Origin of the sequence: Arthrobacter sp. EPSL27 (genome assembly GCF_001512305.1) — a bacterium.
Lineage (GTDB): Bacteria > Actinomycetota > Actinomycetes > Actinomycetales > Micrococcaceae > Arthrobacter.
This window is the reverse complement of the sequence record NZ_LNUT01000004.1, coordinates 598,272-620,460: the sequence shown is the minus strand read 5'-3', so window position 1 is coordinate 620,460 and position 22,189 is coordinate 598,272. Positions and strand designations below refer to the sequence as shown.

Annotated in this window: 17 protein-coding genes; 6 read left to right on the top strand and 11 right to left on the bottom strand. The window is 69.6% G+C overall.

Annotated elements, in window-relative coordinates; translation table 11 throughout:
- Window positions 1-97: 97 nt before the first annotated feature.
- The 4 genes from AR539_RS07555 to AR539_RS07540 form a co-directional block, all read right to left on the bottom strand.
- Entirely contained in the window at window positions 98-1,060 is a 963-nt protein-coding gene (locus AR539_RS07555) for a 4-(cytidine 5'-diphospho)-2-C-methyl-D-erythritol kinase (protein WP_066434343.1), read from the bottom strand.
- Between the two features lie 81 nt (window positions 1,061-1,141).
- Window positions 1,142-2,017 (bottom strand): 16S rRNA (adenine(1518)-N(6)/adenine(1519)-N(6))-dimethyltransferase RsmA, encoded by an 876-nt coding sequence (rsmA, locus tag AR539_RS07550; protein WP_066434341.1) that lies wholly within the window; start codon window positions 2,015-2,017, stop codon window positions 1,142-1,144.
- A 215-nt stretch (window positions 2,018-2,232) separates the two neighbouring features.
- A complete protein-coding gene (locus AR539_RS07545; protein WP_231728526.1) occupies window positions 2,233-3,411 on the bottom strand; it encodes a resuscitation-promoting factor in 1,179 nt (392 codons plus the stop codon).
- A 266-nt stretch (window positions 3,412-3,677) separates the two neighbouring features.
- Window positions 3,678-4,583: a TatD family hydrolase gene (locus tag AR539_RS07540; RefSeq protein WP_066434335.1), complete on the bottom strand. Its 906-nt coding sequence runs from the start codon at window positions 4,581-4,583 to the stop codon at window positions 3,678-3,680.
- 223 nt (window positions 4,584-4,806) lie between these two features.
- Between AR539_RS07540 and AR539_RS07535 the strand changes: the two genes are divergently transcribed.
- The 3 genes from AR539_RS07535 to AR539_RS07525 are packed head-to-tail and all read left to right on the top strand — an operon-like array spanning window position 4,807 to window position 9,990.
- Complete coding sequence (locus AR539_RS07535; RefSeq protein WP_066434332.1) at window positions 4,807-5,952, top strand: AAA family ATPase; 1,146 nt, start codon at window positions 4,807-4,809, stop codon at window positions 5,950-5,952.
- Between the two features lie 13 nt (window positions 5,953-5,965).
- Window positions 5,966-7,420 (top strand): DUF58 domain-containing protein, encoded by a 1,455-nt coding sequence (locus AR539_RS07530; protein WP_066434331.1) that lies wholly within the window; start codon window positions 5,966-5,968, stop codon window positions 7,418-7,420.
- Window positions 7,417-9,990 (top strand): transglutaminase TgpA family protein, encoded by a 2,574-nt coding sequence (locus tag AR539_RS07525; protein ID WP_066434330.1) that lies wholly within the window; start codon window positions 7,417-7,419, stop codon window positions 9,988-9,990. The genes AR539_RS07530 and AR539_RS07525 overlap by 4 nt, the downstream gene beginning before the upstream one ends.
- A 34-nt stretch (window positions 9,991-10,024) precedes the next feature.
- Here the strand turns inward: AR539_RS07525 and AR539_RS07520 are convergent, their stop codons facing one another.
- Together AR539_RS07520 and rsmI are read right to left on the bottom strand one after the other, a co-directional pair.
- Window positions 10,025-11,524 carry an NAD-dependent succinate-semialdehyde dehydrogenase gene (locus AR539_RS07520; protein WP_066434329.1) on the bottom strand — a complete coding sequence of 500 codons (1,500 nt, stop codon included), beginning with the start codon at window positions 11,522-11,524 and terminating at the stop codon, window positions 10,025-10,027.
- Between the two features lie 205 nt (window positions 11,525-11,729).
- Complete coding sequence (gene rsmI / locus AR539_RS07515) at window positions 11,730-12,626, bottom strand: 16S rRNA (cytidine(1402)-2'-O)-methyltransferase (protein ID WP_066434327.1); 897 nt, start codon at window positions 12,624-12,626, stop codon at window positions 11,730-11,732.
- Between the two features lie 71 nt (window positions 12,627-12,697).
- Between rsmI and AR539_RS07510 the strand changes: the two genes are divergently transcribed.
- A complete protein-coding gene (locus AR539_RS07510; RefSeq protein WP_066434325.1) occupies window positions 12,698-14,410 on the top strand; it encodes a dolichyl-phosphate-mannose--protein mannosyltransferase in 1,713 nt (570 codons plus the stop codon).
- A 58-nt stretch (window positions 14,411-14,468) separates the two neighbouring features.
- Window positions 14,469-16,298, top strand: coding sequence for an AMP-dependent synthetase/ligase (locus AR539_RS07505; RefSeq protein WP_066434324.1), 1,830 nt, complete (start codon window positions 14,469-14,471; stop codon window positions 16,296-16,298).
- Window positions 16,299-16,312: 14 nt separating this feature from the next.
- Here AR539_RS07505 and AR539_RS07500 read toward each other — a convergent pair whose 3' ends face one another.
- From AR539_RS07500 to AR539_RS07480, 5 genes are all read right to left on the bottom strand, one after another.
- On the bottom strand, window positions 16,313-17,578 hold the full coding sequence (locus AR539_RS07500) for a TIGR01906 family membrane protein (protein ID WP_082699239.1): 1,266 nt from the start codon (window positions 17,576-17,578) through the stop codon (window positions 16,313-16,315).
- A 136-nt stretch (window positions 17,579-17,714) separates the two neighbouring features.
- Entirely contained in the window at window positions 17,715-18,977 is a 1,263-nt protein-coding gene (locus AR539_RS07495; protein ID WP_066434320.1) for a L,D-transpeptidase, read from the bottom strand.
- Window positions 18,978-19,194: 217 nt separating this feature from the next.
- A complete protein-coding gene (gene ahcY / locus AR539_RS07490) occupies window positions 19,195-20,673 on the bottom strand; it encodes an adenosylhomocysteinase (protein ID WP_066434318.1) in 1,479 nt (492 codons plus the stop codon).
- Window positions 20,674-20,820: 147 nt separating this feature from the next.
- Window positions 20,821-21,051 carry a Trm112 family protein gene (locus AR539_RS07485; protein ID WP_066434315.1) on the bottom strand — a complete coding sequence of 77 codons (231 nt, stop codon included), beginning with the start codon at window positions 21,049-21,051 and terminating at the stop codon, window positions 20,821-20,823.
- Between the two features lie 82 nt (window positions 21,052-21,133).
- A complete protein-coding gene (locus tag AR539_RS07480; protein ID WP_066434312.1) occupies window positions 21,134-21,523 on the bottom strand; it encodes a DUF3499 domain-containing protein in 390 nt (129 codons plus the stop codon).
- Between the two features lie 106 nt (window positions 21,524-21,629).
- Between AR539_RS07480 and AR539_RS07475 the strand changes: the two genes are divergently transcribed.
- Window positions 21,630-22,127, top strand: a complete 498-nt coding sequence (locus AR539_RS07475; protein ID WP_066434310.1) for a metallopeptidase family protein — start codon at window positions 21,630-21,632, stop codon at window positions 22,125-22,127.
- Window positions 22,128-22,189: the final 62 nt, after the last annotated feature.

Below are 22,189 nucleotides of genomic sequence, written 5' to 3'. Positions count from 1 at the left end.
TCCTAGAGAAAAATAAGGTCGAACAAGAATTGGCCGGGCCGGATCGTTCCAACCCCTTCAGGGCTGTGCGGACCACGGAACGCCTCAGACAATCCTATTAAAGGAGCGTATCGGAGATGATGCGCGCGCCGTGAACCGGCCCGTGCACCGCCAGGGCGTCCAGGCCGTGGTGCCGGAGGTCCTCGGCGAGTCCCTCTGCCGCCGCCGGGCTGTGGGCCAGCATCGCCACCGTGGGCCCGGACCCTGACACAATCCCGGCGATCGCCCCCAGGGATTCCCCGAGCCCGAGGGTGTCCCGGAGCCCGGGCGCCAGTTCGATGGACGCGCGCTGGAGGTCGTTGACCAGGACCCGGCTCAAGGCATCGGCGTCGCCGCCGCGCAGGGCCTGGAGGATCAGGGGGTCCACCGCCACGGGTTCCTCGACCTGCGCCTCTTCGGCAGCGCGCAGCCGGTCCAGGGTCCGGTAGACCTCGGGAGTGGGCAGGCCGTAGTCCGCGGCCACCAGCACCCAGTCAGTCTGCGCCTTGACGAGGGCCGGAGAGAGCTCGTCACCCAGGCCCAGCCCCACGGCTGTCCCGCCGAGCAGGGAAAACGGAACGTCGGCGCCAAGTTCGGCCGCCAGGTGGGCCAGTTCGTCGCGGGACAACCCGCTGTTCCACAGCGCGTCGCAGGCCAGCAGGGTGGCGGCAGCGTCGGCTGAGCCGCCGCCCATGCCGCCGGCCACGGGCACGCGCTTGGTGATTTCCAGGTGGACGCCGGTGGAGTGCTCCGAGACGTCGGCCATGATGGCGGCGGCCTTGTACGCAAGGTTCCGCTCATCCAGGGGAATGTCCACTCCGTCGAGGTTGAGGGTGCTGGCCGGGCTGATGCTGACGGTGATGTCCCCGGTGTCCGTGCTGGTGGCGGCGACTTCCTCGTAGAGGGAGACGGCGAGGTAGACGCTGGCTACGGAGTGGTACCCGTCTGCGCGCAGGGGCCCGACGTCGAGTGAGACGTTGATCTTGCCGGGAGCCTTGACCCGGACAGTCCTCGCGGCAAAGCGCCCTCTCACTGCGTTCATGGCTCCACGCTATGGCATGGCGGGGTCAGGCTCCAAGCAGGGCGCCGGGCCGGGGGCGCCCTCGCCGGCGCGCCGCAGGCCTCAGTGGGCCGGCTGTTCCCGCGCTTCCGCGATCCGGGAAAACGCGGCGATGTCGATCACTTCACCGCGGGCGGTGGGGTCGACGCCGGCAGCGCGTAGGCAGCGCTCGGCCTCTGCCGCGGTACCGGCCCATCCCGCCAAGGCGGCGCGGAGGGTCTTGCGCCGCTGGGCGAAGGCGGCGTCGATGACGGCGAACACCTGCTCCCGGGTGGCGGTGGTGGCGGGTGGTTCACGGCGGGTGAAGGCCACCAGACCGGAGTGGATCTTGGGCGCCGGCCAGAAGACGTTCATGCCGATCACACCGGCTTTGCGCATGCTGCTGTACCAGGCCGCCTTGACCGAGGGAACACCGTACGTCTTGGACCCGGGGCCGGCGGCGAGCCGGTCGGCCACCTCGTCCTGGACCATCACCAGGCCGTGCCGGAGGCTGGGAAAGTGCTGCAGCAGGTGCAGCACCACGGGGACGGCAACGTTGTAGGGCAGATTCGCCACCAGCGCGGTGGGCTCGACGGGGAGCTCGGTGACCTGCATGGCGTCGGCGAGGACCAGGTGGAAATTGTCCACGGCCTCCGGCCGCCACTGGGCGACGGTGCCGGGCAGCTTGCCGGCCAGGACCGGATCGATCTCGACGGCGACGACGGACCGGGCGGCGTCCAGGAGGCCCAGGGTGAGGGATCCCAGCCCGGGCCCGACTTCGAGGACGGTCTCGTCCGGGTGGATGTCTGCGGCGGCGACGATCCTGCGGATCGTGTTGCCGTCGATGACGAAGTTCTGGCCGAGGGTTTTGGTGGGCCGGACCCCGATTTCCTCGGCCAGCCTGCGGATGTCGGAGGCGCCCAGGAGGGGTGCCGGCGCGGAGGGGGTCGGTTCAGTCACCTAGGTATCCTATCCCGCCGCTCCGCCGGGCCTGGCGACAGCCGGGCATCAACAGCCAGCCCTCGCGACAGCCGGGTATCAACAGCCGGGCACGGCGAAGGCCGGGCCCGGAAACCGGACCCGGCCTTCGCCGGGGCGTCCGCCGCTGTGGTCAACTGCTGCGGATGCCGTGGATGCCGTCCCCCGGCAGGAGCCGGGAAGCTGGCGCTGTGCCTCTAGCGGCTGGCTGCCCAGCCGCAGCCCCAGGGCTGCAGGCCGCGCTGTGCGTAGACGCGGTTGGCGATGTCGATCTGCTGGGCCTTGGTGGCTAGGCTGGCGTTGGGGGCGTAAGCGCCGCCGCCGGATCCAAGCCAGGTCCGGATGTCGAACTGCAGTCCGCCGTAGTAGCCGTTGCCGGTGTTGCTGCTCCAGTTGCCCGTGGACTCGCACTGGGCGATCTTGTCCCACATGGCCTCGTTCATCATGGCGGGGGCTGCGGCGCCGGTGTTGGCGCCGCCGGACTGGGCGGCAGGCTTGGGCTTGGTGCCGATGGTGACCTTTTCGGTGACCGGCTGGGTGCTGACGGACTGCGCCACCAGGGTGCGGGACGCTTCCCGGCCGTCCACGAGGACCAGCTTGAAGCTCTTGTTGATGGTGCCGGCCACGCCGGCCTGGGTCACCTTTTTCTCGCCCTTGGTCAGTGCTGGGTCTTCGGTGGTGAGGGTTTCGAACGGCACGGGCTCGGTTGCCTCTGCGGTCTGGCTGACGTCCACCCGGGAAACCTTGATCACCATGTCATTGACCACAGGGGCGTTGCCCGGCTGCGACACCCGGTCGCTGGCACCGAGGGTGATGCCGGCGTCGGCAAGCACCTGGGAGACGCTGGGGGCGGTGGTGGTGGTCGTCTCGGCCTTGCCGTCAGCGACGATGCTTACGGTCTTCGGCGTCGAGATGGACACGAAGGAACCGGACACGGAGAGCTGCGCATCCTTCGGAACGGAAAGCTCCGAGGCGCTGGCGACACCGAGTTCCGTCACGAGGCCCTCGACCGTGGGCGCGGTGGTGTTGATGGTCCGCTCCGCGCCGTCCAGGCTGACCTTGACGGCCTTGGCGAGGTTGACGTTGATGACGGAACCGTCCTGTACATGGGAGTCCGTGGCTGGCGAGACCTTGTCGGAGGGCTGGAGTTCGAGGTTGGCGCCCTTGACCACCTGGCCGACGGTACCGCCGAAGGTCTGGACTGAACTCACTTTGCCGTCGACGTTGAGGGTGACCGTCTTGTTGTTGCCGACGAAGGCGACAAGACCCAGCACGAGCGCCACAAGGACGACGAGTTGGGTGCCGACTTTGACGAAGCTGAACTTGCCATCCGATGTAAAGAACTTGACCACGATTGCCCATATCTCTTGGACCATCCGGGCACGGGGAAAAGCGCACGAAACCGACTACCGCAGACAGCCCGGAGGCAGCACCGCAGGCGGTGCGTTGAGTCCGCGGCAGCTGAGTGCACTGCCAGCTCACAAACGAGAGCGCGCCCATGGTTCGTTGGCCACGATGCGCGCCCTGCAGGAGAGAAATTATCCGATGGCCTTCCCCGACCCCGGCTAATAGTTGACCACTGTAACCGGAGCGTTATAAACCAGCCAACAAATTATGCATACCCGGTATCCAATGACCGGAGTCAATTTTCGTCGTATTGGTCCCAGGATCCGTAGGCGCGCACGGTATTTTCCGTGATTCCCGCGCACAGTTCCGAGAGTTCCCATCCAGTCAATTCGGCCATGGCGCGGACGGTGTACGGGACCATGTAGCTGGCGTTCGGCCGGCCCCGGTGCGGGTGCGGCGTGAGGAACGGCGCATCGGTCTCGACCAGGATCCGTTCCGGCTCAGCGAGGGCCAGCGCGGCACGCAGGTTGGCGGCGTTTTTGAACGTTATGGTCCCGGCGAAGGACATGTACCAGCCCTCGGTGTTGCAGATCCGGGCCAGCTCCTCCCCGCCGGAGAAGCAGTGGAACACCACCCGCTCGGGGGCGCCTTCCTCCCGCAGCACCTGGACGACGTCGTCATGGGCGTCGCGGTCATGGATCTGCAGCGTCAGCCCGAGCCGCTTGGCGATGTCAATGTGGCGGCGGAAGGAGTAGCGCTGGTGGACCAGCCCCTCCCCCTCGGTGCGGAAGAAATCCAGCCCGGTCTCGCCGATCGCCCGGATCCGGGGGTGCGCCGCGAGCGCCTCGATCTCGGCCAGGGCGCCTTCGAGTTCGCCGCGGGCGGCGTACTCCGGAGCGTCATTGGGGTGGAGGGCGACGGCGCCCAGCAGCCGCCGGTCCTGCTCCACGGCCTGCACCGTGAACCGGGACGACTCAAGGTCGCATCCCACCTGCACCGCGCCGCGCACCCCGACGGCTTCGGCGGCATCCAGCGCATCGGCGATGCTGACCCGCGGCTCCCCATCCCACGGGAAATCCAGGTGGGTGTGGTTGTCCATGACCGGCACCGGGAGCGGCTCCGGCGCCGGCGGGTATCCCTGCCGGCCGGAGCCATCGCTGCCGGACGCACGGAAGGGGACGGGGGTCAGGGGATTGTGCATCCTCCTACCCTAGCGAAGGCCGCCGGAGCCGGGTAAATGCCCCCGTGCACGTATTAACGCAGCCGCGCTATTTCCGCTGTCGCTTCCCCTCCCTGCTGGCTGCCGGATATTTGCCCGGAACTCTCTGTCAGGCCCGGCAGTTGTGTGAGTACGCTGTTATTGGCAGTGGCCGTACAACCACAACTGACCCGTCCCGGGTACCACCAGGGCTGAAAGGCTACCGATGGATTACCAGCGCACCTCCCTAGACGAAGCCCTCCCCGAGGGCCAGGGCCTCAGGGACGGGTCCGCCGCGTCCGGCCGCCCGGGAACCCCGCGCCAGGGGCAGCCGCCGGCTGCCATGGACCCGGAGGCGTTCAGCTCCGCCAGCAGGGACATCCTGGCCGCCATCAATACGGTGATCGACGGCAAGGCGGATGCGGCCAAGCTGGCCCTCACCGTGCTGCTGGCCCAGGGGCACCTGCTCCTCGAGGACGTGCCCGGGGTCGGCAAGACACTGCTGGCGAAGACGCTGGCCCGCACCATTGACTGCTCGGTGAGCCGCATCCAGTTCACCCCTGACCTGCTCCCCTCCGATGTCACCGGGGTGTCCATCTACAACCAGGCTTCCCGGTCCTTTGAGTTCCGGCCCGGTGCGGTCTTCGCGAACATCGTTATCGGCGATGAAATCAACCGGGCCTCGGCGAAGACCCAGTCGGCGCTGCTGGAATGCATGGAGGAGCACCAGGTCACCGTGGACGGGAAGTCCTACAAGCTGGACGAGCCTTTTATGGTGGTGGCCACGCAGAACCCGATTGAGATGGAAGGGACCTACCCGCTCCCGGAGGCACAGCGGGACCGTTTTATGGCGCGTATCTCCATGGGGTATCCGGACAAGGAGGCCGAGATGGAGATGCTGGAGACCCACCAGGCTGCGTCCCCGCTGGCCAAGGTCACCGCCGTCGTCACCGCCGCCGAGGTGGCCGCCATGATCGAAACCGTGCGGCAGGTCTATGTCTCCCAGTCGATCAAGGACTACACGGTGTCCCTGGGCCGGGCGACGCGGGAAAGCGGCCTGCTCCGGCTGGGCGCGAGCCCCCGGTCCATGCTCCAGCTGCTCCGCGCGGCCAAAGCCACCGCGGCCCTGGACGGACGGGACTTCGTGCTGCCGGACGACGTCGTCAGCGTTGCCGAATCCGTGCTCGCCCACCGGATCATCCTGGACCGGAAAGCCGCCAGTACGGGCGAGACCCCGCAGAGCGTCATCCGCGCCATCCTGGCTCGAATCCCGGTCAGCCCGGACATGGCAGGGGCGGGGCCCGCCTCCGCCGGCCAGGGCGCCCGCGGCACGGCGGCCGCACCGGCCGCCACGCTGCAGAACCGCCGCTAGGGGTGCCCCGGCTGTGGCGCTGATCGACCGGTTCCCGAAGCACATCTTCACCAACCGCGGCTGGGGACTGTTGGGCGCCGGCGCGGTCTTCCTGCTGGCCGCCCAGATCATGGGGCGCCGGGACCTGCTGGCGCTGGCCATCCTCCTGGTGGTCCTGCCGCTGCTGTCGCTGGCCGGAACCCGCGCGCTGAAGCCGAATTTCCAGGTTTACCGCGAGTTCAGCCCCGCCAGCGTGGAGACCTCCGCCACCACCACCGTCCGGCTGGCGGTCGCCCGGACCGGAACCGGCTCCGGCCAGGCCCTCATGGAAGAGCGCCTGCCCGCCCGGTTCGGGGAGTCCCCCGTGTTCCGGTTCCCGGCCCGGACAGCCGAGGGCAGGACCAGCCGCTACGAGTACCACCTCCGCTCCGGCAAACGCGGCCAGTTCCTGATCGGTCCGGTGACGGCCGAGTTCAGCGACCCCTTCGGGCTCTCGCTGCACCGACATGCCATCGACGACGGCGACATCCTCACGGTGACCCCCGCCGCCGTCGAACTTCCGGCCACCGGCCTGGCCGGCGCCCGGGGGCATGACGGCGTCACCGCCACGCGCATCCGGGCGAACCCGAGCGATGACGACGTGATGACCAGGGAATACCGCCACGGCGACCCGATGCGCCGGGTGCACTGGGCGGCAACCGCCCGGCACGGGGAGCTGATGGTCCGCCAGGAGGAGTCGGTCACCACTCCGGAAGCGACCGTCATCCTGGACCAGCGGCTCGCCGCCTTTACCCGCGGCGCGGACCACCGGGGAGCCGACCACCGCAGTGCTGACCACCGCGGCACGTTCGGCCCGGACAGCCACGAGCTCGTCACCACCGACGCCTTCGAATGGGCCGTGACGGCCGCTGTGTCGATCGCCGCGCACCTCGCCGAGCGCAATTACGCGCTGCGCTTCCTCGACGTTGCCGGGGAGCCTGCCTTCCAGCATTCCCGGTCGGCCCCCGAGCCGGACGCCGAGGAATACGCCGGCGCGTCCGGCCTGCAGTCCGTCGCCGAGGCCCTGGCGGCGATCCAGCTGTCCGGGTCCCACCACGGCCACAGGGATCCGGCGTCCCGCCGGGCTCCCCGCCACCCCTCCGGTGCCGAGGCGGGCCCCCAGCCGTTCGATGACCGGCTGATGGACAAGCTGGCTGCGCACCGGATGCGCGGGCCGGTCCTGGCGATCCTGGGAAACCTCACGCCGGCCGAGGCCCGTGCGCTGTCCCCCGCCGCCGGGTACGCCGCCAACGCCTTTGCCCTGGTGGTCACGGAGCGGCCCGGGGACCTGGACGAGGTGCTCGGCATCCTCCGGCTCGGCGGCTGGCGTGCGGTCGCCGCGGCCCCGTCCACGCCCCTTGCTGCTGCCTGGTCTGCCTTCGACGACGGCGGGGCGGCGCCGCTGGCCGGTGCCGCCGATGTCCGGCGCGGAGCGGGGGCCCGGCGATGACACTGACACCCCAGCGCAGCGCGGGCGGGCGCCCCGGCCAGTCCGGAGCACCCGCAGAGAGCGGTTCCTTCCTCGCACCGGGGTCCCCGGGGCGGCAGCAACCCCGGACGAAGGCGGGGGCGCAGCCGTGGCTCATGGCCGTATCGGTGGCCGCCGCCGTCGCCGGGGCCGCGCTGGGACTCAACGGGGTGCTGCGCGGCTGGGCCTGGTACTCCCCCGTGCTCTCGACCGTCCTCACGGTGGCGTTCACCATGGCCGGGCTCCGCGCGCTCCGGTGGCGCAGTGTCTTTGTCACGGCCGGTGCCCTGGCGGCGATGGTGCTGATCCTGACATTTACCTTCTTCCGGCCGCACAGCATTCTTGGCTTCATCCCCTCCGGCCAGACCCTTCCGCAGGTGGGCCGGTACCTGCGCCGGGCCAGCGAAACCGTCCTGGCGGAAAGCGCCCCCGTGGCGCCCAATGCCGGGATCGTCCTGGTGGTCTGCGCCGTCCTGGGGCTCCTGGTGATCCTGATCGATGCCCTCGCCTACCCGCTGGCCCTCCCGGCGACGAGCGGGCTGGGGATCCTCGCCATCCTGGTCGTCCCCGCGATGATCAAGCCGCAAAGCGTCGGCGTGCTGGGCTTCGCCGGCGCCACCGCCGGCTTCCTGATGATCCTCGCCGTCAGCCACTGGTTCGCGCCCGACCCGCGGACCGGCGCCGACACCGCACGGAATCCCGGCCAGTTCCGCCGCGGTGCCATGACCGGGGCCCTGGCGCTGACCGTGACCCTCCTGCTGCAGCTCGTCATCCCGGGATTTGACCAGGGCACGTTCCCGCAGGGCTCCCGGCTCAACCCCTTCGGCACGGCCACCGGGCTCAACCCGATGATCAGCCTGGGCAACAGCCTGCGCAGCCCCAGCGGGGAGGGCCGCATCACCTATGCCACCAACGCGCCGGCCGCCCCCTACCTGCGGTCAGTGACCGTGGACAACTTCAACGGGGAGACCTGGGCGCCGGATGACCGCGACAGCACCCGGCGGCTGGGCACGGGCCGGATGGAAACGGGCCTGGAGCCCGCGGCAGCGGAAGTCCGTGTGGTCACCGCCGTCGACACCGGCCAGTTCACCAGCCCCTACCTGCCCGCGCCGTACGCCCCCGAGGCCGTCAACGGCCTCACCGGGCGGTGGAGCTGGGACCCCGCCACGCTGAGCATCAAGGGGGTGGATACCAACTCCCGCAACCAGCAGTACGTGGTGCTCTCCGCGTCCCCGCAGCTCACCCCGGACCTGCTGGCCCAGGCCAACGGTCCGGTGCAGGGCGTTCCCGAGCAGTTCACCGCCATCCCGGACAACGTTCCGGACATTGTGCGCACCACCGCCCAGACCGTCACGGAGGGAAGCACCACCGCCTACGCGCGGGCCATGGCCATCCAGCGGTACCTGCGGTCGATCGAATTCACCTATTCACTGCAGTCCCCGGTGCAGGGCGGCTACGACGGCAACGGGCTCTCCGTCCTGGCGGACTTCCTGAACCAGAAGAGCGGATACTGCATCCACTTCGCGTCCGCCATGGCCGTGATGGCCCGGCTGGAAGGCATCCCCAGCCGTATTGCCGTCGGCTACGCCCCGGGCCGGTCCACGGGCGGCACGGTCTCGATCGGGGGCCAGGGCGCCCTGCCCGAATACGAGGTCGACGGCCGCGACGCGCACGCGTGGCCGGAACTGTATTTCCAGGGGCTGGGCTGGGTGCCCTTTGAACCGACCCCGTCCCGCGGCGCCGTCCCGTCCTACGCCATCGAGGCCCAGGCCCCGAGCGGTGCCAGCACGAACGAAAACAATGACGGCCTGCTCCCCAGCATCAGCGCCAACCCCGCGCCGCAGCCCACAGTGGCGCCGCTGCCGCTGCCGGGTGCTGCGGCCCCGGCGGATCCGGCCGTCCGCCTGTTGCCCGTTCTGTACGGCGCCGGGGCGGTGCTGCTCCTCGGGCTGCTGCTGGCCTCCCCGCGGCTGGCGCGCACTGCGCGGCGCCGGCGCCGGCTGGGCGCTGACCAGGGCGGTGCCGCAGCCGTGCTGGGCTGGGCGGAGCTGCGGGACCTTGCCATGGACTTCGGTGTGCCGCCCCGGCCCAGTGAGACCCCGCGGCATTTCTCCGACCGGCTGCGCTCCTCCGGCGCACTCGGCGACCCGGACGGCGCGGACGCGGACAGCCACCGGGCCGTGCGGTCCCTCACCGCGGACTTTGAACGCCGCCAGTACGGGCCCCCGCCGTCGGGCGCGGACCATGTGCCTGAAACTGCTGCCCCTGAAACTGCTGCGGCCGGGACGGCCGGCGGGGGGACGGAGGCCGGGCGCCGGATCGCAGCGGTCCGGGGATCGCTGGGCGCCCATGCCAGGCCGCTGGCGCGGTTCCGAGCGGCGTGGCTGCCGCCCTCGGTGATGGCCAGCTGGCGCGCTGCCGTGGTGGCGCCGTTCCGAGCGGTCCGGCGTGCAGCGCAACGCGCAGGGCGGCGCGCAGGGCGCGGTCTCGCCGGTGTTTGGTCCAGCACCCGCGGGGCCGTGCGCCGGGAGCGCCGGTCCCGCGGGAGCTGAGCCGCCTCAGCGGCGGACCTGGCCGCCTGCGGACCTATACCGCGTAGGGGTCCGCGATGCCGATGTACTGGGTGTAGAGGTATTCCTCGATGCCCTCGAGTCCGCCCTCACGGCCCAGGCCGGACTGCTTGACCCCGCCGAAGGGGGCTGCGGCGTTGGAGACGACGCCGGCGTTGAGGCCCAGCATGCCGGTCTCGAGGCGTTCGCCCATCCGGATGCCCCGGTTGAGGTCCTTCGTGAAGACGTAGGCCACCAGCCCGTACTCGGTGTTGTTCGCCAGCCGGACGGCCTCGTCCTCGGTATCGAAGGTGATGATCGGCGCGACCGGGCCGAAGATCTCCTCGGACAGGATCCGGGTACCTTCGGTGACGCCCTTGAGGATGGTGGGCTGGTAGAAGTAGCCCGGTCCCTCGACGGCGGCGCCGCCGGTTACCGCAACGGCGCCGGCGGACACGGCGTCGGAGACCAGCTCGTGGACCTTGTCGCGGCTCTTTGCGTCGATCAGCGGGCCGACCTTGGACTCCGGCTCCGTGCCGCGCGCCGTGGTCATGTCAGCCATCTTCGCGGCGAACTTCTCCGCGAACTCATCGGCCACGGACTCGTGCACGATGAACCGGTTCGCTGCGGTGCAGGCCTCGCCCATGTTGCGGAGCTTGGCCAGCATGGCCCCGGCCACAGCGGCGTCGACGTCGGCGTCTTCAAACACCACGAACGGGGCGTTGCCGCCGAGTTCCATCGAGGTCCGCAGCACCGTCTCGGACGCGTCGGAGAGCAGCCGGCGGCCCACCTCGGTGGAGCCGGTGAAGGAGAGCTTCCGGAGCCGGGAGTCCTTGATCAGCGGACCCGTGGTGGCACCCGCCGTGGACGTGGGGATCACGTTGAGCACACCGGCGGGGAGCCCGGCTTCCAGCATGACGGCGGCGAACAGCTGGGAGGTCAGCGGCGTCAGGTTGGCGGACTTCAGCACCATGGTGCAGCCGGCGGCGACGGCGGGGGCCACCTTGCGGGTGGCCATGGCCAGCGGGAAGTTCCACGGGGTGATCAGCAGGCACGGGCCCACCGGCTTCTTCGTCACCAGCAGCCGGGACTTTCCGTCCGGGGACACCGAGTAGCGGCCGAACGCGCGGACTGCTTCCTCGGAGAACCAGCGCAGGAACTCCGCGCCGTAGGTGACTTCGCCGCGGGCTTCGGCCAGCGGCTTGCCCATCTCCAGCGTCATCAGCAGGGCGAAGTCCTCGGCCCGGGCCGTGACCATCTCGAAGGCCCGGCGCAGGATTTCGCCGCGCTCACGGGCCGGAACTTTCGCCCAGGACTCCTGTGCCTCGGCTGCCGCGTCCAGGGCGGCAGCGCCGTCCTCGGGTCCGGCGTCGGCAATGCTCAGGAGGACCTTGCCGGTGGAGGGGTCCTCCACGTCGAACGTCTTTCCGGACGCTGCGGGACGCCACTGCCCGCCGATCAGCAGACCGGTGGGAACAGAAGCCAGCAGGGCGCTCTCGCGCTCTGCGGTAACAATGGGCTGGGCAGTAACAGTCACGGTTGACTCCCTCGTCAGCGATACGGGGTGGATGGGATGGGTTCAGCGCTGTCCCGATGACTATCCGGGGCGCTGGATTTACTGCCACGGTACTGCCGGGTTCTTCAGGCTGTCTACGCATCCGCGCACTACGCGGGCCGGTGTGCCCTGTGCAGGTGCACAGCATGGGTACAGTTCAGGTGCACAGCAAAGGCTGCCTGCCCGCCTACCGGGCAGCGAGGACGGCGGAGTAGAGCTCGCGCTTGCTGACCCGGGCCTCGTCGGCGACGGCGGCCACCGCTTCCTTGAGCCGGATCCCCTGGGCAATGAGGGCGTTGACGTCCGCCACGTGGTCCTCGGGCTTGCCCGGCTCCCGTTCGGGGGCTCCGCCCACGACGACGGCGATCTCGCCGCGCACCTCGTTGGTTTCGGCCCATTCCAGGAGTTCGCGGAGGGTTCCGCGGATGACTTCTTCGTAGGTCTTGGTCAGTTCCCGGCAGACGGCGGCGCGCCGGTCGGCGCCAAACCGCTCCCGCAGGGCGCGGAGCATCGGTTCCAGGCGGTGCGGGGCCTCGAAGAAGACCATGGTGCGGCGTTCGGCGTCGAGGTCGGCGAGGCGCGAGGACCGTTCGCCGGCCTTACGCGGGAGGAACCCCTCGAAGCAGAAACGGTCGGTCGGCAGGCCGGAGAGTGCCAGCGCCGTGAGCACTGCGGACGGGCCGGGCGCTGCGGTGACGGTCAGGCCGGCCGCCACGGCCCCTTCGACCAGGCGGAAGCCGGGGTCGGAGACGGACGGCATGCCGGCGTCGGTCACCATCACGAGGGTCTTGCCGGCCCGCACCTGGTCCAGGAGTTCGCCGGTCTTGGCGGCCTCGTTGTGCTCGTGGTAGCTGATGATCCTGCCGGCCACGGTGATGCCGAGGTTCTGGACGAGGCGGTGCAGGCGCCGCGTGTCCTCGGCCGCGACGATGTCTGCCGTGGTCAGGAGTTCGATCAGCCGGTAGGTGGCGTCGCCGGTGTTGCCGATCGGGGTTCCCGCCAGCACAATCCGTCCCGGCCCTTCGGCTGCCGGGCCCGGTTGGTCGCCGGAAGGGGTCGGGGAGGTGCTGAGTTGAGGATCCACCCTTCCAGCCTACTGCCGGCGGCGGGCGCGGCGCTGCCGCCGCAACGGCAGTCACAGCCGTGAACGGTAGCATGGGCTTCGTGACGCAGACCTCCACACGGCCTGTCGACGCCGGTTCCACCGGATCGGCGCCCCCAGCCACCAGCACCGGACGCAACCTGGAGGGGCACCGCTGGATCAGCCGCCCGGCGGAGGCGTTTACGCCCGGGGCCCTCAAGGACCGCCTGATCGGCGGGCTGGGCAGCTGGCGGGAATATCCGCCCGGACTCCGCCTGTGGTTCTGGCTGATCCCCACCCTCACCGCGGTGCTCGGCGGGATCCTGCGTTTTGTGCGGCTGGATACACCCCGCAACCTGGTCTTCGACGAGACCTACTACGTCAAGGACGGCTACTCGTTCCTGGTCAGCGGCTATGAACGGTCCTGGCCGGACAAGGCCAACGAGGCGTTTGTCGCCGGCAATCCCGGCGTGCTGCTGGACACCCCGGAATACGTCGTCCACCCGCCGGTCGGGAAGTGGATGATCGCCGCGGGGATGTGGCTTTTCGGCCCCGACAATCCCTTCGGCTGGCGCTTCGGCGCGGCACTGACCGGCACGCTGTCCATCTTCCTGCTGGCGCTGATCGCCCAGAAGCTCTTCCGCTCGCTGACCCTCGGTGCCGTGGCGGGCGTGCTGCTGGCGGTGGACGGGCACCACCTGGTGATGTCCCGGACGTCCCTGCTGGACATCTTCCTGATGTTCTGGGTCCTTGCCGCGTTCGGAGCCCTGCTGATGGACCGCGACGACGGCCGCAGGCGGCTCGCTGCCCGCCTCGGCCGGCAGGCCGCCGCCGCCCCGGACGGGAGGCCCACCCTGCTCCAGCTGGCGTCCGGGCCCTGGCTCGGGATCCGCTGGTGGCGGCTCGCCGCCGGCGTGTGCCTGGGCCTGGCCGTCGGCACCAAATGGTCGGCGCTGTTCTTCCTGGCCGGCTTCGGGCTGCTGACCGTCTTCTGGGACCTCAGCGCCCGCCGGATCGCCGGGATCCACGGGTGGATCAGCGGCGGGATCCTCAAGGACGGCATCCCCGCGTTCCTCAGCATCGTTCCGGTGGCCGCCGCGGTGTACGCGGCCACGTGGACCGGCTGGTTCCGGTCCACGGACGCCTACTTCCGGAAATGGGCCCAGACCGTTCCGTCGGCGGAGTGGGGCTGGCTGCCCGACGCCGTCCGGTCCCTGGCGCACTACCATCTGGAGGCCTACAAGTTCCACCAGGGCCTCAGTTCGGACCACCCCTACGAGGCCAGCGCCTGGAGCTGGCTGGTGCTGGGCCGGCCCACGTCCTTCTTCTATGAGTCCCCCAAGCAGGGCAGCCCGGGCTGTGACACCGCCAGCTGCACCACAGCGATCCTGTCGGTCGGCAACCCGGTGATCTGGTGGGGCGCGGCGGTGTGCCTGGGTGTTCTGCTCTTCTGGTGGGCCGGGCGCCGCGACTGGCGTGCGGGGGCCGTCCTGGCGGGCGTGGCCGCCGGCTACCTGCCCTGGTTCCTGTACCCGGAACGCACCATGTTCTACTTCTACGCCGTGTCGTTCGAGCCCTTCCTGGTGCTGGCCCTGGTCTACTGCCTGGGCCTGGTCCTGGGGCAGCGCACGGACCCGCCGTGGCGGCGGCGGTCCGGGCTTTACATCGTCACGCTCTTCGTGGTCACGGCCGTTGTTGTCTCGGCGTTCTTCTATCCGGTCTGGACCGCCGAAACCATCTCCTACCAGGACTGGCGGTTCCGGATGTGGATGCCGTCCTGGATCTAGGGCAGGATTACAGGGGGCGTGAGCCTGCGCCCTGCCGGCCCGGAATGGAGAAACCGCTGTGAGAGAAGCAAGCACCGGACTGCTCGTCGAGCTCGATCCGGGCAGCAACGTGACCGACCTGCTGCTGGAGCAGCACGCCAAGGATCCGGTGCATCCCCTCTATTCCCGCAAGGGACCGTCCGGCTGGGCCGACGTGACCGCACAGCAGTTCCTGGACCAGGTCCGGGCACTGGCGAAGGGCCTCATTGCCGGCGGCATCACCCCCGGCGAAACCGTGGCGGTGATGGCCGGCACCCGGTACGAGTGGACCGTGGTGGATTTCGCCATCTGGTTCGCCGGCGGCGTGCCCGTCCCCATCTACGAAACGTCCTCGGCGAGCCAGGTCGAATGGATCCTGCACGACTCCGGCGCGCGGCGCATCTTCGCCGAAAACGAGGACAAATGCCGCCTCGTCCAGGCCGTCCTGGACAACTCCGGGCTGCTTGGAGACACCGTGCTCCCCGTGGTCCGGATGGAATACGACGGCGCCGTGCCCAACCTCGCCAGCCTGGCCGCCGCCGGCACGGGGGTCGGCGACGCCGAACTGGAACGGCACCGCTCCGCGGCCGGACTCGACGACGTCGCGTCCCTGGTCTACACCTCCGGCACCACGGGCCGGCCGAAGGGCTGCGAGATCACGCACGGCAATTTTGCCCTCGTGGCCAAAAACATCGTGCTGTTCCTTCCCGAAATCCTGCTGCAGCCCCGCACCAGGACCCTGATGTTCCTGCCGCTGGCCCACGTCCTGGCCCGCGCCGTCCAGGTCATCTGCCTCAGCGCCGGCAGCACCGTGGGGCACACCGCCTCCGCCAAGGACCTGCTGGAGGACCTGGACAGCTTTAAACCGACGTTCCTGCTCGTCGTGCCCCGTATCTTCGAGAAGATCTACGCAGGGGCGTCCCACAAAGCTGCCCTCGCGGGCAAGGAGCGGTTGTTCGGGTCGGCCGCCGCCGTCGCCGTCGACTACTCCAAGGCCCAGGACGCCGCCGCCAGGGGCACCACCCCCGGCCCCGGACTGGTGCTCCGCGCCAAGCACGCGCTCTTCGACCGGCTGTTCTACCCGAAGCTGCGCCAGGCGTTCGGCGGACAGGTCGGATACACGGTGTCCGGGGCGAGCCCGCTCGGCCTCCACGACGCCCACTTCTTCCGGGGAGCGGGTATCCCCGTCCTTGAGGGCTACGGCCTCACCGAAACCACGGCCCCGTGCACCGCGAACACGCCCACCCGGACCAAAGTGGGCACGGTGGGCATCCCGGTGCCCGGCACCACCATCCGGGTCGCGGACGACGGCGAGATCCTGGTCAAGGGCATCGGCGTGTTCAAGGGGTACCACAACAATGCCGCAGCCAATGCGGAGGCGTTCACGGACGGGTTCTTCCGCACCGGCGACCTCGGGTCCCTGGACAGCGACGGATTCCTGAGCATCACGGGCCGGAAGAAGGACCTGCTGGTCACCGCCGGCGGCAAGAACGTCGCCCCCGGCCCGCTGGAGGAAAAGATCCGCGAGCACGAGCTGGTGCTGCAGGCCGTGGTGGTCGGGGACGGCAGGCCGTTTGTGTCGGCGCTGATCAACCTGGATCCGGAAGGACTGGAGAACTGGTGCGCCGCGCGCAAGGTGCCCGTGATGAGCCCCGCCGAAGCCAGCGGCAATGATCTGGTCCGCAACGAGCTGCAGCGGGCAGTGGACATGGCGAACGCACTGGTCTCCCAGGCCGAGTCGATCCGCAGCTTCGCTGTACTGGACGCCGACTTCACCGTGGAGTCCGGGCACCTGACGCCGTCGCTGAAACTCAAGCGGGCCGCCGTCGTGCGCGATTTTGAAGCGGAGATCAACCGGATCTACGGCTGACCTCCGCCGCGCCGCTAGACGGTGCTGGAGTGTCCCCGCGCCGGCGTGCCGGGCGTCCCGGCGTCCGCGGCGCCCGAAGCCCCGCTGGCGTCCGTGTCCGGGGTGGATGCTCCTGCCGGGGCTGCGCCGCCGGCAGTGCTCGAGGTGCCGGACCTGTCCCGCCGGAAGCGGGACCGTTTGGCGGGGGCAGCGTCGACGTCAGCCTCAGTCGGAACTTCGTCAGCCCCGTCGGTGGCCGCGGAGTCCGTGGCCGCAGGGTCAGTGTTTGCAGGTTCAGTGTTTGCAGGTTCAGTGGCCGCTGCGCCGCGCTTCGGCAGCCCGCGGCGCTTGCGCGTCGGCCAGGTGAGGATGAGGGTCACCAGCGAGGCGAGCAGCACCAGACCGGCGACGGTGATGCCGCCGTCCACCCAGAACTGGCCCGGGAAGAGCCGGATGAGCGTGTCCTGCAGCGCGAACGTCCACGTGCCGGATGCGAAGAAAATGCTGTGGAACTGGGCGAAGAACTGCTCCCAGCCCAACGCGGCCAGCACGCCGAGGCTGAGGATGACGGTGAGGGCGATGACGGACCCGGCAAAGAGTCCGCGCCGCACTCCCCCGGGGGTACGGCGCCGCAGGTAGATGACTGCAATGAGGCTCAGCAGTACCAGCAGGGCACCGGCGCCGTAGGCGGACAGGATGACCACCTTGACGTCTGCCATGTGGCTGACCTCCCCATTCCCGAACAGCGGGTCGCCGCTGCGGTTGACCAGTTCGCCGAGGTAGCGCGGGCCCGCCCAGTTGCCGAGGTAGTCCACGGCGTACGAGCCGTACGTCATGCGGTCGTCAGTGCTGAAACCGTAGCCGTCGCCGGGGAAGCCGGGGCGGTTGTATTCCACCCAGAGGAACAACGGGCTGGCGACGGCGCGGACGGCCAGCACCAGCAGGATGACGGGGAAGCATACCGCCAGCAGGACCTGCATCACGCGCGGTGCCACGGGCTTGGCTTTCGCCGCGAGCTCACGCTCGGCGTTCCGGCGCTGCACTTCCTCTTCCGGCGGCCGGACCTGGAGGGCGGAGGTGGGCAGCGGCTCGCTGTAGGGGGTGCTGTCCGACTGAACTGCGCTGTCTGATGCCGGCACGACGGCGGCTTCCGCGGCCTTGCGGTCGGCGCGGCTTCCGGCCTGGGGACGCTGGTCCGCGGGCTTCGGCTTCATCCAGTCGAACGCGGGTTCGTCGGAATCGTCGGCCGGATCCAGCGGCGGATCCTGTCGGTTCGGAGGGGTGGGACTTGAGTCAGTCACTGCAGCTTCGCTTCCGTAGGTGTCCGCGCCGCCGGCCGGGGCCCGGCAACGCTACATATCTGCTTCCGAGCCTACCGCCAGAGCCTCGCCGCGGGCGAGGTGCCACCCCGTGGGGCGCGGGCGGATTCCGGCGCCGTCAGCGCTTGGCGTACTGCGCCCAAGGGATGTTCCAGTCGCCGAATCCCTCGAGCGGCTCCACGGCGGGGGCTCCGGTGTTGAGGGTCTGCACCACGTCGCCGGTCTTCATGTTGTTGAAGAACCAGGCGGCGTCCGCCGGGAGCAGGCCGACGCAGCCGTGCGAGACGTTGGCGCGGCCCACCGCACCATACGCGGAGGGGAGGGCCTGGTGGACGTAGACGCCGGAGCTTGTGAGCCGGTTGGCGTATTCGACGGTGAGGGGCGGGTAGTAGCCCTTGTCGCCGGGTTTGAGCCCGATGCTGCCGGCGTTGAAGTCGGAGGTCCGTTCCTGCTCCATGATGACGGCGAACCCGGTCGGCGAGAGCCAGTCGGCGCCCCCCAGCGTGACAGGAGCCGTTTTGACCAGCTGGCCGTCGAAGTAGACCTTCATGGTCTTGGTGATGTCGTCCACCACGGCGAGGCGCTGCGGCCCGACGTTAAAGGAAACCGTGGAGTCGGAGTTGCCGATCATCTTGTTGCCGAAATCGACGCCGAAGAGCTTCAGGTCCAAGGTGATCACACTGTTGGACGCCCAGAACGCTTCCGGCCGGATCCGGACGCGGCGGTCCGAATACCAGCGCCATGCCACGGGCTGGCCGGAGGTTGACGTCACGGTGACCGCCTTTTCCATCGCTTCCTTGTTCAGCACCGGTTCGCTGAACACAATCTCGATGGGCTGGCCGGCGCCGACGGTTGTCCCGTTCAGCGGGTACACGGCGGCATCCGCTTCATTGGCCGCGGTGACGGTGCCGAAGGTCTGTGCCTTCTTGGTCTCACGCCCGGCCTGGTCCACGATGGTGAAGCTGTACTTGTACTTCGTGTCGAACTCGAGGGGGTCCTCGGCCGTCCAGGTGGAGCCGTCGGCACTGGTGGTCCCCGGGACACGGTCGCCTCCGGCGGCCGGGACCAGCACCACGTCCTTCACCGTGCCGTTCACCGCCTTGATCGAGGGCGGGGCGGCCGGGTTGACGCCTTTGGCACCGTCGGTCGGGGTGACCCCCAGCTCCACGGGCTTCACGACGGGCGCGGCAAGGCCGGACACGTTCCGCATCGGTGCCGAGGCCTCCGAGGGCATGTCCGCGTGGGCCCAGCCGGGGGCGGTGGCGACGCCGATGCCGCCCGCGCCGACCGCCGCACAGATGGCCAGGACAGCCAGCATTTTCCCGGTGTTGCGGGGACGCTGTCCCGGCTTCCGGCGCCGGTGCCCGCTGTCTTCAGTCATGGCCACTTCCAGTATTCCCCCGCAGATTTTGCCTGCAAGCCCAGCTCAGGGCTCGCGGTTCCCTCATGCCAGCATAAGCGAAGCGGCAGCTCACCACGGCCCCGGCCGTGGCACGATCAGGTTACAAAAGGAGCCCCGGACCGGCTGGTTGGGCACGGTCCGGGGCTCGTTGTCCGCAGGCGCCGCGGCGCTGCCGGGGCCCTGGCGCGGGAGCGTCCTAGTAGCGGTAGTGCTCCGGCTTGTAGGGGCCGGAGACCTCCAGGTCCAGGTACTCCGCCTGCTCCTTCGACAGCTCGGTGAGCTCGGCGCCGAGGGCGTCGAGGTGCAGCCGGGCCACCTTCTCGTCGAGGATCTTCGGCAGCACGTAGACCTGCTTGTCGTACTCCCGTTCGCCCTCCGGCTGGTCGCGCTTGGTGAAGAGCTCGATCTGCGCGATGGTCTGGTTGGCGAAGGAGTTGCTCATCACGAAGGACGGGTGGCCGGTGGCGTTGCCGAGGTTCAGCAGGCGGCCCTCGGAGAGCACGATGATGGAACGCTGCTCCCCCGTGCCGGAGTCGAACACCCACTCGTGGACCTGCGGCTTGATCTCGACCTTCTTGATGCCGGGGATCCGGGCCAGTCCGGCCATGTCGATCTCGTTGTCGAAGTGGCCGATGTTGCCCACAATCGCCTTGTCACGCATGCCGGCCATGTGCTCGGCCATGATGACGTCCTTGTTGCCCGTGGTGGTGATGAAGATGTGGCCCTCGCTGAGGACGGATTCCAGCTTTGCCACCTGGTAGCCGTCCATGGCGGCCTGGAGCGCGCAGATGGGGTCGATTTCGGTGACGATCACGCGTGAGCCCTGGCCGCGGAAGGCCTCGGCCGCGCCCTTGCCGACGTCGCCGTAGCCGCAGACGACGGCGACCTTGCCGCCCATCAGGACGTCGGTGGCGCGGTTGATGCCGTCCGGCAGGGAGTGGCGGATGCCGTACTTGTTGTCGAACTTGCTCTTGGTGACCGAATCGTTGACGTTGATGGCCGGGAACAGCAGTTTGCCCTGCTCCGCGAGCTGGTACAGGCGGTGCACGCCGGTGGTGGTTTCCTCGGTGACGCCGAGCAGGCGGGAGCCGATCCGGGTCCACTTCTGCGGGTCGGCCTGCAGCGAGGCGCGCAGCACGTCAAGGAAGACGCGGCCTTCCTCGGACTCGTCGTCCGCGGCGGCCGGGACCGTGCCGAGGGCTTCGAACTCGACGCCCTTGTGGACCAGCATGGTGGCGTCTCCGCCGTCGTCGAGGATCATGTTCGGGCCCAGGTCCGGATTGCTGTCCGCGCCGGGCCAGGTCAGGATCTGCTCGGCCGTCCACCAGTATTCGGCCAGCGTCTCGCCCTTCCAGGCGAACACGGGCACGCCGCGGGGGTCGTCCACCGTGCCGTCGCCGACCACAACGGCGGCGGCGGCTTCGTCCTGCGTGGAGAAGATGTTGCAGGAGGCCCAGCGGACCTCGGCGCCGAGCGCGGTGAGGGTCTCGATCAGCACGGCGGTCTGCACCGTCATGTGCAGCGAGCCGGCGATCCGGGCGCCCTTGAGCGGCTGGCTGGCGCCGAATTCCTCGCGCAGGGACATCAGTCCGGGCATCTCATGCTCGGCGAGGCGGATCTGGTGGCGGCCTGCCTCGGCCAGGGAGATGTCGGCAATCTTGTAATCGAAGGTCATGGCAATCCTTTGCTGTGGCGGGCGGCCCTGGAGCTGGCTGTCCGGAAATTGGCTGTCCGGGCGCTGGCTGTCCGGCAGGCCGGTGTGCGTGCTTATCGGTGGCTGGAAGTACTTCGGTGCCGAACGGCGGAACGATGGGCCGGTGATTCAGGACCCGGAGGTGGTGCCGGCGTCGTGCTGGAAAGAGGGGGCCGCAGCGGCGGCGGGGAGCAGTTCCGGCGGGAGCAGCAGCGGGATGCCGTCCTCAATGGTGTAGCGAAGCTTCTCGCCGGAGGGCCCGGCCGTTGCGGCGACGAGTTCCTCGCCCTCCTGCGCCAGCGCGGAGCCTGTCACGGGGCATCGCAGGACAGACAACAGTTCGGGGCTGATCTTCGGCATGGTGGACGCTCCCTGGTGGACGCCGCAGCGGGCGCCGGTGGCTTACGGATTTTGCAGTTCCCAGCCTACCGCCAGTTGCACGCTAGGACGGTTCGCGCAGAACCCGGAGGTGCCCACGGCGGGTCCCCTCGGCCGGGGCCGGAGCTTCAAGGGCGGCGTGCGCACCGCGCTGGGCCGGGCCGGACTCGGGCGCGGCGGGCCGTGCGGCCGCCTCACGGACGGCGTTGGCGAGGGCCAGCAGGTCGTCAGGGCCGGGACCGGCCGGGGTGGCCGGCATGGCCAGCCGCAGCACTTCCCAGCCGCGCGGAACGGTCAGGGATCCGGCGTGCTGTTCACACAGGTCGTAACAGTGCGGTTCGGCGTAGGTGGCCAGGGGACCGAGCACCGCGGTGGAGTCGGCATAGACGTACGTCAAAGTCGCCACCGCTGAATTGCGGCAGGCTGACCTTGAACAAAGACGAATCGCACCCACGACATCACAGACTACTCCCCCGGGCCGCCGGACGCCGGGCGGCACGCTGACGGCGGGTCGGGCGGCCCATATCGCGTAAACCATGCGGCGGGTTTAGAGTCGAGATATGCAGTCATCGCACCACGATTCGGGTTTTACGGTCCGCTTGGCTGAAACGGACGCCGGACCTGCTGCGCCGAGGAGCTTCCGGCAGCGGCGGCGGAACCGGCACGGCCGCGGTCTCCGCGGCGAGCTCATGCTGCCCACCCTGCCGGGGTACCGCACCCGGTCGGACCGCTTCGATGACTTTGTCCTGGACTCGGCGGAGCGCCTTCACGACATCTGGGGCAAACCGCTGGACGGCGTCCGCTTCGCCGTCAACGAGATTCCGCCCGGGCTCGAGCAGCTCGTCGCGGACCGCGCCCCCGCCCCGATGGGCGCCTACACCCCGGCCACGCCGGACGAAGGCCCTGTTATCACCCTGTACCGCAGGGTGGTGGAGCAGGCCTGCGGCAGCCGCGACGAACTCCAGGACCTGGTGCACGACGTCGTTGTGGAGTACACGGCAGAGATGCTGGGTGTGCCGCCGGAGTCGCTGGACCCCGTCTACCGCCGCCGCTACTAGGACAGCACCGCCGCTACTAGAACCGCGCCGGTTTCACGACTGCGCCCGGCCGGCACCACTCC